Source organism: Algoriphagus sp. 10J20-15 (genome assembly GCF_055809615.1).
Genome location: NZ_JBVVUG010000031.1, coordinates 62,604 through 78,995, shown reverse-complemented (window position 1 = coordinate 78,995; position 16,392 = coordinate 62,604). Strand labels below are relative to the sequence as shown.

The window sequence follows — 16,392 nt, the reverse complement described above, 5'->3', positions numbered from 1 at the left end:
TTAATTGATGTAGCCTTTCATCACACCTCTTTCAGAAGAGCGGATAAAATTCAAGATTTCATCCCGCTCTTTAGTAGCAGGTAAATTCACTTCAATTTCTTCCAAAGCACGACTGTTATTCATGCTGTTTAAGAAAAGGTAGCGATAGACTTCCTGAATGTGGGAAATAGATTCGCTGGAAAAGCCTCTTCTTCTTAAGCCAAGAGAGTTGACACCTGCATAAGAAAGTGGCTCACGTGCTGCTTTAGTGAATGGAGGTACGTCTTTTCTAACCAAAGAACCACCAGAAACCATGGCATGCATACCAATTTTAACGAATTGGTGAACAGCACTGGATCCACCCACGATCGCCCAGTCATCAATAGATACGTGTCCAGCAATTTGCACAGAATTGGCTATAATCACATGGCTCCCGATTACACAATCGTGTGCAACATGGACATAGGCCATAAGTAAGCAGTGACTTCCGATTACGGTTGTCTGCTTTTCTACTGTGCCACGGCTGATAGTCACGCATTCACGAATGGTGGTGTTGTCACCTATCATTACTGTAGAGTCTTCTCCTTGGAATTTCAGGTCCTGAGGGATTCCGGCAATAACCGCACCAGGGAAAATTTTGCAATTTTTACCTATACTGGCCCCAGAAAAAATAGTTACGTTTGGTCCGATCCATGTGTTATCACCAATAGTGACATTCTCACCAATCATTGTGAAAGGATCGATGTGAACATTTTTACCTATTGTTGCTTTTGGGTCGATATGTGCTAAAGGACTGATCATGATTCTTTTCTGGTTATGCTTGCTGTCATTACGGCCTCACATACTAGTGTATTTCCGACATAAGCTTCACCACGCATTTTTGCTATTCCTCTTCTTATCGGGGCCAAAAGTTCACATTTAAAAATGAGAGTATCACCAGGGAGAACCATTTTTCTAAACTTACAGTTTTCGATTCCCAGAAAATAAGTCCAGTAATTTTCTGGATCATCCACTGTACTCAATACTAAAATTCCACCTGTTTGGGCCATTGCTTCTACCTGCAGTACACCTGGCATCACCGGGTTAGCTGGAAAATGCCCCATAAAGAAAGGTTCGTTGATAGTTACATTTTTCACTCCTGCCACCACTGTATTATCTAGGTAGATAATTTTATCTAATAGCTGGAATGGATATCTGTGCGGCAAAATGCTGCTGATCTGATTGATATCCATTACAGGAGGTAGTTTCGGGTCGTAATATGGGATGTGGGAAGAAGATGATTTCTCCATCGCACGCTTGATTTTTTTTGCAAAAGCTACATTTGCGGCATGACCAGGTCTCGCTGCCATGATCTGAGCTTTCAAAGGGCGTCCCACAAGGGCTAAATCCCCAACTACATCAAGTAATTTATGTCTAGCTGGTTCATTACGGTAGCGTAGGTCAACATTATTCAAAATGCCTTCTTTCTTAACCTCAACCTTTGGCTTGTTAAACATCTTGGCCAAATTAACCAATTCTTTCTCTTCTACGATTCTATCAACTACAACGATGGCATTGTTCAAATCTCCACCTTTAATCAAGTTGGAATTGTAAAGCATTTCTAGCTCATGCAAAAAACAAAAAGTACGGCAAGAAGCGATTTCTGATCTGAATTGGCCAATGTCGGTGATAGATGCATGCTGACTACCCAATACTGGAGAGTTGTAATCTACCATTACTGTGACGCGATAGTTATCTGTTGGCAATGCCACCATCTCTACTTCGCGAGCAGAATCTTTGTATTGAATACTTTCTTGGACTTCGTAGAATCTACGCAGTGCATTTTGCTCTTCTAGACCTGCTTCTTCTAATACTTCTATGAACTGAATAGAAGACCCGTCCATGATTGGAGGCTCAGGACCATCCAATTGGATTAGCACATTATCTATTTCTAAACCTACCAATGCTGCCAATACGTGCTCTACAGTATAGACGCGGGCACCATTTTGCTCCAATGTGGTACCTCTGGAAACATCTACCACCAAGTCGCAGTCTGCGTCTACGGTTGGTCTGCCTTCCAGATCAATTCGCTGAAATTTATATCCGTGGTTTGGAGGTGCAGGGAGGAATGTCATGTTTGAAATAACTCCGGTATGTAGTCCCACTCCGGATAATTCCACCTGCTTTTTAATGGTGTGTTGTTTTACTTTCATCTGATTTTTGAACCGTTCAGCATGCTAAAGGCTGCAAATTTACTGCTTTTTTTCTAGTTCTCTTATTCGGTCTTCTATCGATCCGAGCTTTTTGAAGATTGAATATGATTTTAAGAAATCCTTCATATCCATTGCTATATATCCAAATAAGGTAGATCCTGATTTTTTGATCGACTTACTAATGCCTGTATTGGCTCCTATAGTGGTATTATCAGCAATTGTTATATGCCCCACAATGCCAACTTTGCCAGCAATCACACAATTTTTTCCAATTGTGGTAGATCCTGAAATTCCTGTTTGAGAAGCAACCACCGTATTTTCTCCGATGATCACATTATGGGCGATTTGTACCAAATTGTCGATTTTAGCCCCTTTTTTAATTATCGTAGACCCCATAGTCGCACAATCAATAGTTGAGTTTGCACCAACGCTCACATTGTCTTCTAAGATAACATTCCCAATCTGAGGTATAGCTTTGTAACTCCCGTCTCCCTGGGGAGCAAAGCCAAACCCATCTGAGCCTATAACTGCTCCTGGATGGATTTCGCAATTATTTCCAATAATTGTATCTGCGCAAATTTTGGCTCCAGCGTGAATAATAACGTTGTTTCCTACTTTTACACGGTCACCAATATGTACATGGCTGTGGATTTTTACAGAATCACCGATTACACAGTTTTTGCCAATGTAAGAAAAAGCACCTCGAAAAGCTTGATCGCCAATCGACGAACTAGCATCGAAAAAGCATGGCTCTTCGACGCCAAGTAGACTGCTTTTCATCAACATGGAATAAGCTTCCAGTAATTTGGTGAAGCCTGTATAGGCATCTTCCACTCTGATTAAATTAGTCTTCAGAGTTTTAGTGGGGACGAAACTGGTGGAGACGATTACCGCTGTGGCATCAGTTTCATAGATGAAGGGAGTGTATTTTTCATTCGCCAAAAAACTAATACCTCCTTGTTTTCCTTCTTGAATTTTGTCCAATCTGGATACTTTTTGGGTTTCGTCACCTTCTACTATTCCCTGTAGGATTGCAGCTACTTGTCCGAGGGTAAATTCCATAAACAATATAAACGGAGTTAATAATCTAAATTTAGGCTTTTGGCCTTACATACATAGTGTTTCTCTACGATTTTACTCATGACTTTTATATTCGGTAGGTCAGCCGCCTGAGCTACATCGATTACTTCACCTTTTTTTGTCAAAATATTAATTCTGTCCTTAGCGAGGTATCCATAGTTACTTACTGCCCCATGCGAAAAGAAATAAGTTAAGTCTTGCGGAGGAATTCCCAATTTGGAAATCGTCTTTTCTTTCAGCAGAGCGATTTCTTCAGGCTTAAACGCCTCGTTGGTCAAGCTGATTTTGAAAAGATTTCGAGTCAAAAACATCTGAGAAATATTTCTAAGGACGTAATCAGGGTGATTTTTCCACAGCTTTATAGCGCCCCAGATATCCAGATCGTCCATTTCGAGGAACAATCGTAAATAGTCAGGATTAGTTCGGAAGTCGGACAAAGATAAATTTTGGCTCAAAAGAAAGTCAAATTCCTCCGTGATTGTAAAGCTTGTGCCTGATTGGCGTAGAAACCGAGCCCGCTCGATCAGTTTGATGAGCATTTTCTCCGCACTGACGGTGGTTTTATGAAGGTAAACTTGCCAGTACATCAATCGACGAGCACTCAGGAAGTTTTCAATGGAATAGATTCCTTTTTCTTCGATCACTACTTGGTCATTTTTCACATCCATCATCTTGATAATGCGATCTGCACCAATAGTTCCTTCGGATACGCCAGTGAAAAAACAATCGCGCTGAAGGTAGTCCAATCTATCAATGTCTAACTGGCTGGAAACCAGCTGATGAAAGAATTTTCGCTCGTATTGATTCTTAAATATTCTTAAAGTAAGGTCTAATTTGCCACCAAACTCTTGATTAAAGAGTTCTATAGTCAAAAGAGAAAGCTCTTCATGGGGAACGCCCTTGAGTAGGCTGTATTCCAAGGCATGTGAAAAAGGTCCATGTCCAATGTCATGCAAAAGAATCGCGATTAATGCGGCTTCATATTCTTCGTCTGTGATTTCAGTACCTTTATTTCGTAGATTGTCTAGCGTAATGCTCATCAAGTGCATTGCCCCAATCGCATGATGAAATCTGGTATGGAGAGCACCGGGATAGACAAAATCAGTCAGACCCAGTTGTTTTATTCTCCGCAGTCGCTGAAAGTATGGGTGATCGATAATCGTAAAAATCAACTCGCTTGGGATCGTGATAAATCCGTATACCGGGTCGTTTAGTATCTTCTGGCTTTTCAAGGAGGCCTTTTTTGTTTGCCTCAAAAGTAATTATAATTTTAAAAAGAAACGGAACCTGAAATGTCTCAAAAATTCAACATACTCTGGGCTGACGATGAAATCGACTTGCTCAAACCACACATTCTTTTCCTCGAACAAAAAGGATATGCAATTACCACGGTGAATTCTGGGGTGGATGCTATCGAAGAAGTAGAGCAAAAAAACTTTGATGTAATTTTTCTAGATGAAATGATGCCTGGAATGACTGGTCTGGAAACTTTGCAACAAATCAAGCAGATGAAGCCTCAAGTTCCCGTGGTGATGATCACCAAAAGTGAAGAAGAACATATCATGGATGATGCGATCGGAGGGAAAATTGCTGATTACCTGATCAAACCGATTAACCCAAGCCAGATTTTGCTTTCGGTGAAGAAGTTACTTCAAAACAAGCAGTTGATTGACGAGCGAACCACCCAAAGTTATCAGCAGGATTTTATGAATATCAGTATGGCATTTGGTGATGCTGAAGATCATCAAGATTGGGCAGATATCTACAGGAAACTGACGTATTGGGAGATGCAGATCGATGATACTGAAAACAAAAACATGCTTCCTGTGCTGGAATCACAGAAAATAGAAGCGAATGCTAATTTCTGCAGATTCATTAAAGATAATTATCTCGATTGGATGGAAGAGAAAAACCCCGTAAAACCATTGCTTTCGCATCAGGTAATGAAGAAAAAGGTTTTTCCCCAGCTTCAGGCCAAAAAACCGCTGTTCTTTATCGTGATAGATAATTTTCGATTAGATCAATGGGAGGATATAGAGTCGATCATAGCTCCTTATTTCAATATAAAAGACAAGGATACTTATTATAGTATTTTGCCCACCACTACTGCTTTTGCGAGAAATGCACTCTTCAGTGGAATGATGCCAATGGATATGGCGAGATTTTATCCAAATTTCTGGGAAGATGAGGATTCAGATGAGGGGAAAAATAACTTCGAAGAGGACTGGTTGAGAATCAACTTGGAGAAAAACCGATTGTCGATTAAGTCCAGCTATAATAAAATAATTCAGGCACACCAAGGAAAGGCTGTGTTAGAGCAGTTTCATACTTTCCTTCAAAATGATCTAAATGTCTTAGTTTATAACTTCGTGGATATGGTTTCTCATGCACGAACAGATATGAAAATGATCCGGGAACTAGCTCCTGACGAGTCAGCTTACCGATCATTAACCACAAGTTGGTTTGAGCATTCTTCCTTGTTTGAGCTTTTGAAAAAGATTCATGATGCAGGAGCGGAGGTGATCATTACTACTGATCATGGTACCAAAAGAGTTAATAAGCCTTACAGAATTATAGGTGATAAAAATGTGACTACAAACCTGAGGTATAAGCAAGGCAAAAACTTGAACTTTGAGCAGGGGAAAGTTTTTGAAATCAAAAGACCTGAAGACGCCAAATTGCCACGGCTGAATGTTTCTTCTACTTATGTATTTGCCGTTGAAGATTATTTCTTTGCATACCCGAATAATTACAATTATTATGTGAACTTCTATAAGGATACTTTCCAGCATGGAGGTGTATCTTTGGAGGAAATGATCATTCCGATCGTTCATTTGTCACCAAAATAATTGAGCATTTGACCCAGTTTACATACGAGCTAGATGAGATAGGAAAAGCAGCTTCAGCTGTTATTGAAGCCGCTTCTGATGAAAAAGTGTGGGTGTTTCAGGGTGATATGGGAGCGGGTAAAACCACTCTTATCAAAGCGCTGTCCAAATCATATTCCATCCTAGATCAAGTCAGTAGTCCTACTTTTGGAATAGTAAATCACTATGAAAATCAAGCTGGTGAAATATTTTACCACTTTGATTTTTATAGAATGGATGATGCTACAGAAGCCTTGGATATCGGAATAGAAGAGTATTTTTATAGTGGAAATTATTGCTGGTTAGAATGGGCAGAGAAAGTTGCTGCATTTTTGCCTGAGAAATTTTTCCTCATTCGGATCATCAATGAATCCGACACAAAACGAACCCTGAACTTTCAACATATTCAAGATGCCAGCTGAAATCGATCAACTTACTGCTGTAGGGCTGATACCGAAGGAATCGCCTGCCAAGGTGAAAAAAAGAGACTACTCCTTGGTTATAGGTTTGCCAAGAGAAGTTTCTACACAGGAAAAGCGCGTAGTCATAACCCCAGAATCTGTAGGCTTACTTACTAATAATGGGATTAGCGTTGTAGTGGAGGCAGGCGCTGGCTTACAATCAAAGTTTTCCGACCAGGATTTTTCTGATGCCGGAGCGAAAGTTACCAGTTCAAAAAAAGAGGTTTTCGAATCACAGGTGGTTTTAAAGATAGATCCGCCAACAGAAGAAGAGTTGAGCTACATGACTACTGGTAGCTGCCTTATATCAGCTCTACAGCTGGAAAGACAAAGTCCGAGAATTTATTCAGAAGCTGAACGAAAAGAAAATAACAGCAGTAGCATTCGAATACTTAGAGGATAAAGTAGGAGGAATGCCAGTAGTGCGTGCTATGTCGGAGATCGCCGGAAGTACGGTGATGCTAATAGCTGCAGAGTATCTTTCTAGCGAAAATAGCGGCAAAGGATTAATTATGGGGGGCGTCACTGGAGTGCCACCAACTCAAGTAGTAATCATAGGCGCGGGCACAGTGGCTGAATATGCCGCTAGAACAGCCTTGGGATTAGGAGCTAATATCAAAGTTTTCGACAACCATATCTATAAATTAAGAAGACTTAAGCAATTGCTCGGTCAGCAGATTTACACTTCTACCATTGATAATTTTAGCTTAAATCAAGCGCTTTCGGAGGCAGATGTGGTAATCGGTGCATTACGTGCTGAAAAAGGTCGAAATAAAATCGTGGTCTCCGAAGAAATGGTTGCCAACATGATGCATGGTAGTATTATTATAGATGTAGCCATAGATCAAGGAGGTTGTATCGAAACGGGCAGAATGACTTCACATGACGAACCTGTTTACGAGGCTCATGATATTATTCATTATTGTGTTCCGAATATTGCTTCTAGAGTAGCAAGAACTGCGTCCTATTCCTTGAGTAACATCTTCACTCCACTTATACTTCAGATGGCTGATCTAGGTGGGGCTGAAGAAATGATATTCAATTATAAATGGTTCTTGAGAGGGGTGTATACCTACAGAGGAAGTCTTACAAATGCCTACCTGGGAAGGAAATTTGGAATGAGCCACAAAGAGCTACAATTGTTACTAGCTGCAAGGTATTAACTCAAGACAGTAGGTTCTGTCTTAAAATAAATTCTAATTGATCATTTGCCTTAATCAATGCTTTAGTTAATTTTTCGTTTTCCCTGCGAAGCTGATATATCTCAAATGCGTTTTTAATTACTGTCCTGAGGTAATCTTCCTCCCAAGGTTTTGTCAGATAATGATAAACCTGTCCCTTGTTAATAGCATCAATTACGGCTTGGATGTCAGTATAGCCAGTAAGTAAAATTCGGATTGGATCTGGATACTCTGGAATTATAGATTCTAAGAATTCCACGCCAGTCTCCTCGGGCATTCGTTGATCAGTGACTATGACATCTATTTCTTCTTGTTTGAGGATCTCGCGACCCTCTTTAGCGGATATAGCGATATAAATCTTATAATCTCTTCTAAACGTGGCTTTGAATGCTTGAAGATTGTTTTCTTCGTCATCTACGTAGAGAATTTTGATTTTTTCCTCGGATTTATTTTCCATTTTGCAAAAGTCTAGAAAAAGGGGAGATTATGTAAGTTAAAAACATTTTTTTTCTTAATAAAGCTGAAAATTATATTCTGAGTTTCCTGTTAACGGAATAGTTATAGAAAACACTTACGGATTAGCAAATTATTTGTGAATTAAAACGTTCAATTCGCATTTAAAATTATCTTTAGCATTTAATTATCACCCCCACTAATAAAATGTTCGGTACAAGTGAATTTGACCTTGAAAATCAAATATTTCCAATAATCTATGATCTAAAAGTTCCAATACATCCAGCGAAAGTACGAGATCTCATTAATAGCGGAAATGTTCGTGTAGTTGACTATTTGGATACACAGGTGATTGATTTGATTAAGTCACAGTATGCAGGGAAGCAGCTTTCAGAGCAGGAAATAATAAAGTTACTTGCGGAGTTTTATAAAGCAAACCCTAAAGAAGCCTATGGGAACTGGGTGTTCTATCCATGGAGTAATGTTCTAGTTCATATACTTCCAGAAGAAGAGTTTATAGAAGTAAGAACTTCTAGAAATAATTATAAAATCACTAAAGAAGAACAGGAAGAGCTTAGGACCAAAAAGGTTGGGATAGTAGGACTTTCGGTAGGTCAGAGTGTGGCGTTGGCTATAGCGATGGAGAGAAGCTGTGGTGAAATAAGACTAGCTGATTTTGATACGCTTGAGCTTAGTAATCTTAATAGGATTAGGGCTGGGCTTCCAGATTTAGGAGTTGAAAAAACGATCATTGCTGCAAGAGAAATAGCAGAACTAGACCCCTACATTAAGTTGACGATTTACCGTAAGGGTGTTGATGAGAATAATATCGATGATTTTTTGACTAAAGAAGGGAAATTGGATTTGGTAGTTGATGAGTGTGATAGCTTGGATATCAAAATATTGATAAGAGAAAGAGCCAAAGGATTTCAGATTCCGGTAATGATGGAAACGTCAGATCGAGGTATGCTTGATATTGAGCGATTTGATATAGAGCATGAAAGGCCAATATTTCACGGCTTTGTAGGGGATATAGATTATGCATCTTTACGTGATCTTACCGATAGAGCAGAAAGTACCGATGGTGCTGAAAATAACCGGAGTAGATACGCTGTCTACACGTATGAAAATATCTCTTTTGGAGATTAACCAGTCTTTGACTTCTTGGCCGCAGCTTGCTTCTGCAGTATTTTTGGGAGGAGCTTCAGTAGGGCATGTCGCACGTAGATTTCTCTTAGGAGAAGATGTGAAGTCTGGGCGATATTATGTAGATCTTGACGAAATTATTCCAACAAAACTTGTTGATATACACAAAGAGCAGGTTTTTACACACCCGAGTTATAATCTGCCTGACCTAAAAGTTCCGGAAAATGTCCAAGCCTCATCTTACCTTTTGTTAAGAGTTGAGCTAGAGAAAATAATTAATTCTGCTAATCTGGCGCCATCGGGAGGGAATAGTCAGCCTTGGATATGGGTTTTCGATAAAAAAGGTGTTTTACATCTTTTCGAAAATAAAATCTTAAGTCATTCCCTACTAGATTATAAAAGCACAGGGTCACTATTGGCATTTGGTGCAGCATTGGAAAATATCCGCTTGGCTAGCGCCGAGATGGGGATTGGGGTGGAAATCACCTATGCCATCAAACAATTTAATGAAAATTATATTGCTCAGGTGCGCTTTATTTCCAAATCTGAAGAAAAGATTATTGTTCCTTTCGCTGAGCTCTCTAAGGGGATTCCGCTCCGCTGTACAAATAGAAAGAATGGACCAAAGCAAGAATTATCAGAAGAAAAACTCAATGTTCTAAAGAGTATTGGATTAGAAAGTGATGTTTTTGTGGAAGAAATCAAACAGCAAGAAGATTTAGTTAAATTAGCAAAAGTGGTTGGTGAAATGGACCGGTACAGGTTACTTCACGAGCAAGGCTATACTGATTTTATGAATGAAATACGTTGGTCAAATGAAGAGGCGAAAGAGACAGGGGATGGAATAGATATCGCTACATTGGAGCTGGATAAGTCTGCTAGAGCCGCTATGGGTTTAGTGAGAGATTCAGAAACAGTGAAATTCTTTAGGAAGTATGATCTAGGTCATGGCTTGTCTAATATTTCTGATGAAACAGTGCTTTCATCTTCTGCAGTTCTCATGCTGGAAACAGATGGCTATAATCCGGTTGCAATTTTGAATGCAGGTGTTGCGCTCCAAAGAATCTGGTTAAGAGCAAATTTAGATGGGATAAGCGTCCAACCCATAGCAGCATCTTTATTTATTTTCCATAGGATAGGAAGAGAGAAAGCTACAGGTTTTACAGAAGATGAGACTGCTGCGATGATGGAGTTGAAAAGGGATCTGAATATACTATTCAATAGGGATAAAAAGCGTGAAGAGATATTTATGATTAGGCTTAATGTTGTAGATGAACCAAGTATGAGATCGTATAGACGTGATATTTGGGATAGCCTTATAGTCTATTAATTATGTACAAATTAATTGCGTTTAAAGCTGTAGATTATCCCGATAGATGTAAAATGTTTATCGAAGGACACAGGCAGGTACTAGAAAGTATTGGCGTGAAGAAAGTCACGTCTGCAAATGACTCTTGGGCTCAAAACCCCGATGTTATTGTGGTGATTGTGGAGTCGAGCGAAGATGGATTGATTTATGGTGGAGCTAGGATACATAAAGCGAATTCTGAATCTCCACTGCCTATGGTGGAAGCGATTCAGGATTTAGATAGCTCTATCAAAAATGTAATTGAGCAAGACCTTGATTCTGGTACGGGTGAGGTATGCGGGTTATGGAATTCAAGAGTGATAACAGGTTTAGGGATTGGGGCTATCTTCATGGTCAAAGCATGTTTGGCACTAGCTCCTAAACTTGGGTTGACATCTCTATATGCTCTTTTTGCTCCTACTACAGTAAAACTTGGTTTAGAAATAGGTTATGAGGTGTTAACCGAAGTAGGGAATAATGGTACTTTTTACTATCCTAAACTCGATCTTATAGCTACGGCTATGAAGCTTCATGATGTAATAGGTTTACCTCTAACTGCAGAAGAACATCGAGAACCAATTTTTCAAATCAGAAATAATAAGTCTCTTATAATAGAAGAGGTTTACAGGAAAAGACATGTTACACTTCAATATACTTCCTTTTTAGAATGAGTAAATTAATTTTTATAATACTATTAGCTTTTACATTATTCTCCTGCACTAATCAAAATAGTGGTGACTTTCAATATATTGGCTACACGAGTTCTGTGGATGCTGGAAATGGAGTAAATCCAATTGGTGAAAGTCAGAAAATGGTTTTCAAGGAGGTTGAAAAGCCTAATTTATTGCTTGGCTATAGTGACTCAGTTTTTTGGATTAAATTGGTTTTACACTCTAAATTTTCTGAGAAGGAAGAATTTCAGATTTCTTTCAATAATCCCATGCTCAACGAAGTGGATGTGTATGACAATAGCGGTAAATTAATTTCGAAATTAGGAAGAGTTAATTATACCACCAATGATTTTAATTCGCTTTATAACAAGGCAACGATACCTGTAAACACCAGTTTAACCTACTATGTAAGGGTGAAAAGTTTAGGGAATATCATAGTTCCTATAGAAATAGAAAATGGTAGAGACCCTGGTTTTAAATTGGATGAGAAAAATGTCTTATTCGGTATTTATTTTGGAATAGTCATGGCCATGTTTTTTTACAATATGTTTTTATGGTCATCCACACGAGATTATCTATATGGGATTTACATATTATACATATTTCTTGAAGGAATTACCCAAGGAATTTTAGGGGGGTATGTTGACGCTTATGTTTGGCCCAACAGTGTGTTTATGAAAGAGAATTCCTTCTATCTAAGTACCGTGTTAGTATCTAGTATTGGAATTTTTTACTCGCTAAAATTTCTGAACATTAAGAAGTTAAATAGAAAATTGCATAGTGTAGGGCTAGGTATTCTATTTGTGTATTTTCTGATCTTTCTATCTTTCATTTTTGGATTTCGGATTGATCAGCTGAATATTAAAATCATGCAAGTCCTTTTGGGCTTAGTTTCTATTTACTTGCTTTCCATTTCAATTTATAGCCTCAAAAGAGGATACCGGCCAGCCAAATTCTTCTTGATTTCATGGTCATTGCTTATCATAAGTATGATAATTTTTCTCCTTACTTATGGGGATGTACTGCCGCATAATTTCTTTACCAATTATGTGTTTACAATAGGTTTTGCTTTTGAGGCAATTCTATTGTCATTCGCTTTGGCAGACAAGATCAATATTCTAAAAAAGGAAAAAGAAAAAGAACAGGCTGAGCGGTTGAAGGCTTTGGCCAAAAATGAACAGTTAGTTCGTGAGCAAAACGTCATGCTGGAAGACAAGGTCAAAATCAGAACTGATGAATTAGAACAGGCACTTCGAAATCTTCAGAATACGCAAAGCCAGCTGGTAAATCAAGAAAAAATGGCTTCTTTAGGTCAGCTGACAGCTGGTATTGCTCATGAAATCAATAACCCGATCAACTTTGTGAGTTCTAATATCATGCCTCTCAAGCGGGATATTAAGGATATTATGGAAGTGATTGAGTTCTATAGAACTACCGGTGCTAGGGAGTTTACTCCAGAATCGCAGCAAGAAGCAAAGCAGCTTGAAGAAGATCTTGAGTTGGAATACGTGCTCGATGAAGTTGACCAATTGCTGAAAGGTATGGATGATGGGGCAAAAAGGACAGTGGAAATTGTGAAAGGTCTCCGGCTGTTCTCACGGGTGGATGAGCAGGATATGAAAAAAGTAGACGTACATGATGGGATCAACAGTACAATTATCCTATTAAATAGTACTATGCCCACGAAAATCCGAATTGTTCGTGACTTCGGTGAGCTTCCATTGGTAGAATGCTTGGCAGGTAAAATCAACCAGGGTTTCATGAATATTATCAACAATGCTGTTCATGCCCTAGCCGATCATATTGATACAATTGTTGACCCTAAGATTGAACTTAGAACGAGGTCATTGGAGGATTTTATAACTATAGAAATTATAGATAATGGGCCAGGTATGCCTGATAATGTAAAACAACGAATATTTGAACCTTTCTTTACCACAAAGGCAGTCGGTAAAGGTACAGGTTTGGGGCTTTCAATTGTTTACTCTATTATTGAAAATCACAAAGGAACGCTGGAAGTAATTACGGAAGAGGGCAGGGACTACATTTAAAATAACACTTCCTATTTACCAAAGCTCTCAACGCTATGAATGATAAAATCCATGTCCTTTATATAGATGATGAAGACAATAATTTAAAGTCTTTCAGAGCTACTTTAAGAAAGGACTTTAAAATTTTTACAGCTATTGATGCTGATGAAGGGTTGAAAATCGCCAGAGAGGAAGAAATCCATGTGGTTATTGCTGATCAAAGAATGCCCGGGATGACTGGGACAGAATTTTTTGAAGAGTTGGTAAAGTTCAATCCTGATCCAATCCGAATTTTGCTGACCGGCTATTCCGATATAGCTTCTGTTATCGATGCAATCAACAAGGGTGAAGTTTATCGTTTTATTGATAAACCTTGGAATATTGAGCAGATTAAAAATTCGATAAAGAATGCTGCCGATATTTATTTTATGAGGCGTGAGCTTAAAGAAAAGAACATAAAGCTAAAAAAGCTTCATTCAGAGATGAATCAATTTGTTTACAGCTTGTCACACGAATTAAGAGGTCCGCTGATGAGTATTTCTGGTGTCTCTAAGTTGGCAAAAATGGAGCTTAAAGATCCTGCTGCGGCCGAGTATTTTGATATGATAGATAGTGCAACTGGCAAGTTGGACGATTATATCTATAAAATGCTTGATTTCTATAGGTCAACGAAGATTGATAATAAAATCTCTGAGATTAATTTTGGGCAAGTTGTTGAGCAACAGCTTGTTGCTTACAAGGCAAAGTTTCCTATTGACCATATCCAGCTTGATGTCCAAATTAATCAATCTAGTTCTTTTTATTCAGATGATGCGAAAATCCGGGTTATCCTCAATAACTTATTTAGCAATTCCGGTTCAACTTCCAGAAAGGAGATCAAATTGATAACAAGATAAGTTTGAGTATTGAAGTGGAAGAAAATCTCGCTACCATCACGCTTTCAGATAATGGTATCGGCATAGAGGAAAAGCATCGCTCAGATGTTTTTAATTTACTTACCCGTGCGACTCAAAAAAATGTAGGAACTGGACTAGGTCTCTACATGGTGAAGGAAGCAGTAGAGCAAAATGGGAGGAAAGGTAGTTCTAACTTCGGTATTTGGTGAAGGGGCAACATTACAAGGTCAGCTCTGCCAAATCTGAGATAGATCAGCGGTTTCTGTGCATTTTCGTCCTAAACTGTATCTTTGCATGGGCTTTGTGAAAGCTTCACTTTTTATTAACTAATTCAAGATATTATGATTAATCCCTGGCATGACGTCAACATCGGGAAAAATGCCCCTGAATTTGTAACAGGTGTAATTGAAATACCAAAAGGTAGCAAAGGTAAGTATCAACTAGACAAGAAGACTGGAATGTTGATGCTCGATACGCGTACTCTTCTGGCCGTGCATTACCCAGCGAACTATTGGATTTATTCCACAAACTTTCTGTGAAGATCATGATCCTTTGGATATTTTGATTATTTCTCAAATTGACATTCCATCAATGTGTCTAGTGGAGGCCAAAGTGATTGGTGTGATGAGAATGGTCGATGGTGGTGAAGCTGATGATAAGATTATAGCGGTAGCTGCTGGTGATCAGTCAGTGAATTACATCAATGATATTGACGATCTTCCTCCACACTTGATGAAGGAGGTTCACCGATTCTTTGAGGATTACAAAAAACTCGAAAACAAAGAAGTGAAAGTTGAAGACTTCCTTGGTAAAGAAGACGCCATGAGAATTATTCAGGAAAGTGTCGATTTATATGATCAAAACTTCCGAACTAGAAAATAAACTGAAAGCCTGAGATCATCTCAGGCTTTTTTCGTTTTTCACCGCTGTGGTCACAAAGGTTTATGTGAGATTGAGATTATATGCTTTGTCTAGTGATAAGATTTTTCACTTCAGATTTCTGAATTCCTACTTCTTATTTTTAACCTTCTGCTTCCCCGCCTTTTTAGCCAAATAAGCCACTAGATCTTTATAAGCTTCATGTTCGTGATTAGATACCGAAATGGATTGTTTATCTGAAAATGCGATGGTTACTTGACGAAACTCTTTTTTATTAGCCATAACTACTTCCTCTTCCCAAGCTAAAATTTGACTGACTGGATAGGTTTTGGTGTATCCTCTCAAAGGCAATTTGACAATGATCTGATCTCTTCCTGCTGTGATGAATCGGTATCCAGCCAGCATTTTTACCAGCAACATCAAAATCACCAACGTAATCAGCGAGCAGGCAATCAAATAAAACCATATTCCAAAACTTCCTTTGTAGGCAAAGTCTCTCAGGATGAATACTAAGCCAGAGATAAGTATGAGTAAGACCAGGCTTAATGAAATGTAGGTGGATACTTTTGGTTTAATGACCAGCATTGGAATCTTGAATTTCTATTAATTTCTTCTCGTGCAAAAGTCTCCAAATCCTTGAAGAAAGCGAAGAAAATCACCTCAAATTCTGCTTCTTTCTCTATTAGAGCCAGATGGGCTACATCCATTTTAGAATCGAAGCGAGTTCTTCGGGACATTCCGGTAAGTGTTTGCTTGATCCCTTCTATTTCTCGGTATTTCAACAACCAATTGTCTTTTTCCATCCATTGAAACATGTTTGCGAAAGCGATCCGGGAAAAGCTGCCGATGGTGTCTCAGTGTGGCAAATGTGTTTTGGATAAAATCTTCCAGAGGGATGCTGCTGTATTTTGCCCAGTTTTTTGCCAAAAAATAATCAAAATAAATGTCCGTAATCACGGTGGAGTAATGTCTGAATGTTGGCCTCAAATAACTCTGGCCAGCTCGCACTAATGGATGAGTATCTGTGAATAAATCAATTTCACGATGTAGTTTAATTCCATTTTGTACTCCTTGAGGGAAGCTGCTCATCATTTTTCCCTTCACAAAATCACCAATAAAATTCCCTACAAGCACTTCATCCTGACCAAAAGAAAGATAAGCATGCGCGAGGTAGTTCATAGGCAATATTGAGTTGGGAAAACTCGAGCG

General features: G+C 38.8%; 14 protein-coding genes and 3 pseudogenes. 9 read left to right on the top strand and 8 right to left on the bottom strand.

The genetic code is table 11. From position 1 onward, the window contains the following. From lpxA to AC0L6R_RS12010, 4 genes are read right to left on the bottom strand one after another with little or no spacing between them, the layout of a single operon-like run. Complete coding sequence (gene lpxA / locus AC0L6R_RS12025) at positions 1 to 780, bottom strand: acyl-ACP--UDP-N-acetylglucosamine O-acyltransferase (RefSeq protein ID WP_283414604.1); 780 nt, start codon at positions 778 to 780, stop codon at positions 1 to 3. Then, the gene (locus AC0L6R_RS12020; protein WP_283414603.1) at positions 777 to 2,171 is read right to left on the bottom strand and encodes a bifunctional UDP-3-O-[3-hydroxymyristoyl] N-acetylglucosamine deacetylase/3-hydroxyacyl-ACP dehydratase; all 1,395 of its coding nucleotides are present in this window, start codon (positions 2,169 to 2,171) and stop codon (positions 777 to 779) included. The genes lpxA and AC0L6R_RS12020 overlap by 4 nt, the downstream gene beginning before the upstream one ends. Before the next feature lie 39 nt (positions 2,172 to 2,210). Further along, positions 2,211 to 3,233, bottom strand: a complete 1,023-nt coding sequence (gene lpxD / locus AC0L6R_RS12015) for a UDP-3-O-(3-hydroxymyristoyl)glucosamine N-acyltransferase (RefSeq protein ID WP_473271452.1) — start codon at positions 3,231 to 3,233, stop codon at positions 2,211 to 2,213. A 17-nt stretch (positions 3,234 to 3,250) separates the two neighbouring features. Continuing rightward, positions 3,251 to 4,483 carry an HD domain-containing protein gene (locus tag AC0L6R_RS12010; protein ID WP_473271451.1) on the bottom strand — a complete coding sequence of 411 codons (1,233 nt, stop codon included), beginning with the start codon at positions 4,481 to 4,483 and terminating at the stop codon, positions 3,251 to 3,253. A gap of 60 nt (positions 4,484 to 4,543) precedes the next feature. On the opposite strand from AC0L6R_RS12010, the gene porX reads away from it, so the two are divergent. The 3 genes and pseudogenes from porX (at position 4,544) to AC0L6R_RS11995 (ending at position 7,742) form a co-directional block, all read left to right on the top strand. Next, positions 4,544 to 6,100 carry a T9SS response regulator signal transducer PorX gene (gene porX, locus AC0L6R_RS12005; RefSeq protein WP_473271450.1) on the top strand — a complete coding sequence of 519 codons (1,557 nt, stop codon included), beginning with the start codon at positions 4,544 to 4,546 and terminating at the stop codon, positions 6,098 to 6,100. Positions 6,101 to 6,108: 8 nt separating this feature from the next. Next, positions 6,109 to 6,540 (top strand): tRNA (adenosine(37)-N6)-threonylcarbamoyltransferase complex ATPase subunit type 1 TsaE, encoded by a 432-nt coding sequence (tsaE, locus tag AC0L6R_RS12000; protein ID WP_339866261.1) that lies wholly within the window; start codon positions 6,109 to 6,111, stop codon positions 6,538 to 6,540. Continuing rightward, positions 6,530 to 7,742 (top strand): annotated as a pseudogene (locus AC0L6R_RS11995) (alanine dehydrogenase). The gene tsaE and the pseudogene AC0L6R_RS11995 overlap by 11 nt, the downstream one beginning before the upstream one ends. Position 7,743: 1 nt before the next feature. Here the strand turns inward: AC0L6R_RS11995 and AC0L6R_RS11990 are convergent. Beyond that, complete coding sequence (locus AC0L6R_RS11990; protein ID WP_473271448.1) at positions 7,744 to 8,217, bottom strand: response regulator; 474 nt, start codon at positions 8,215 to 8,217, stop codon at positions 7,744 to 7,746. Positions 8,218 to 8,420: 203 nt separating this feature from the next. Between AC0L6R_RS11990 and AC0L6R_RS11985 the strand changes: the two genes are divergently transcribed. The 6 genes and pseudogenes from AC0L6R_RS11985 to AC0L6R_RS11960 all read left to right on the top strand — a co-directional run bounded on the left by AC0L6R_RS11985 (position 8,421) and on the right by AC0L6R_RS11960 (position 15,186). Continuing rightward, positions 8,421 to 9,362, top strand: coding sequence for a ThiF family adenylyltransferase (locus AC0L6R_RS11985; RefSeq protein WP_473271446.1), 942 nt, complete (start codon positions 8,421 to 8,423; stop codon positions 9,360 to 9,362). Further along, positions 9,337 to 10,689, top strand: a complete 1,353-nt coding sequence (locus AC0L6R_RS11980) for a nitroreductase family protein (protein ID WP_473271445.1) — start codon at positions 9,337 to 9,339, stop codon at positions 10,687 to 10,689. The genes AC0L6R_RS11985 and AC0L6R_RS11980 overlap by 26 nt, the downstream gene beginning before the upstream one ends. 2 nt (positions 10,690 to 10,691) lie before the next feature. Then, the gene (locus AC0L6R_RS11975) at positions 10,692 to 11,378 is read left to right on the top strand and encodes a hypothetical protein (protein ID WP_473271443.1); all 687 of its coding nucleotides are present in this window, start codon (positions 10,692 to 10,694) and stop codon (positions 11,376 to 11,378) included. Next, on the top strand, positions 11,375 to 13,429 hold the full coding sequence (locus AC0L6R_RS11970) for a sensor histidine kinase (protein ID WP_473271442.1): 2,055 nt from the start codon (positions 11,375 to 11,377) through the stop codon (positions 13,427 to 13,429). The genes AC0L6R_RS11975 and AC0L6R_RS11970 overlap by 4 nt, the downstream gene beginning before the upstream one ends. 35 nt (positions 13,430 to 13,464) lie before the next feature. Next, positions 13,465 to 14,550: pseudogene (locus AC0L6R_RS11965) on the top strand (hybrid sensor histidine kinase/response regulator). A 95-nt stretch (positions 14,551 to 14,645) separates the two neighbouring features. Then, positions 14,646 to 15,186 (top strand): annotated as a pseudogene (locus AC0L6R_RS11960) (inorganic diphosphatase). A 126-nt stretch (positions 15,187 to 15,312) separates the two neighbouring features. Here AC0L6R_RS11960 and AC0L6R_RS11955 read toward each other — a convergent pair. Genes AC0L6R_RS11955 through AC0L6R_RS11945 form a run of 3 tightly spaced genes read right to left on the bottom strand, consistent with a single transcriptional unit; the run spans position 15,313 to position 16,362 of the window. Then, a complete protein-coding gene (locus tag AC0L6R_RS11955) occupies positions 15,313 to 15,768 on the bottom strand; it encodes a hypothetical protein (RefSeq protein WP_283414591.1) in 456 nt (151 codons plus the stop codon). Continuing rightward, entirely contained in the window at positions 15,726 to 15,986 is a 261-nt protein-coding gene (locus AC0L6R_RS11950; RefSeq protein ID WP_473271440.1) for an ACP phosphodiesterase, read from the bottom strand. Before AC0L6R_RS11950 ends, AC0L6R_RS11955 begins: the two co-directional genes overlap by 43 nt. Further along, positions 15,892 to 16,362: an acyl carrier protein phosphodiesterase gene (locus AC0L6R_RS11945; RefSeq protein WP_473271439.1), complete on the bottom strand. Its 471-nt coding sequence runs from the start codon at positions 16,360 to 16,362 to the stop codon at positions 15,892 to 15,894. The genes AC0L6R_RS11950 and AC0L6R_RS11945 overlap by 95 nt, the downstream gene beginning before the upstream one ends. Positions 16,363 to 16,392: the final 30 nt, after the last annotated feature.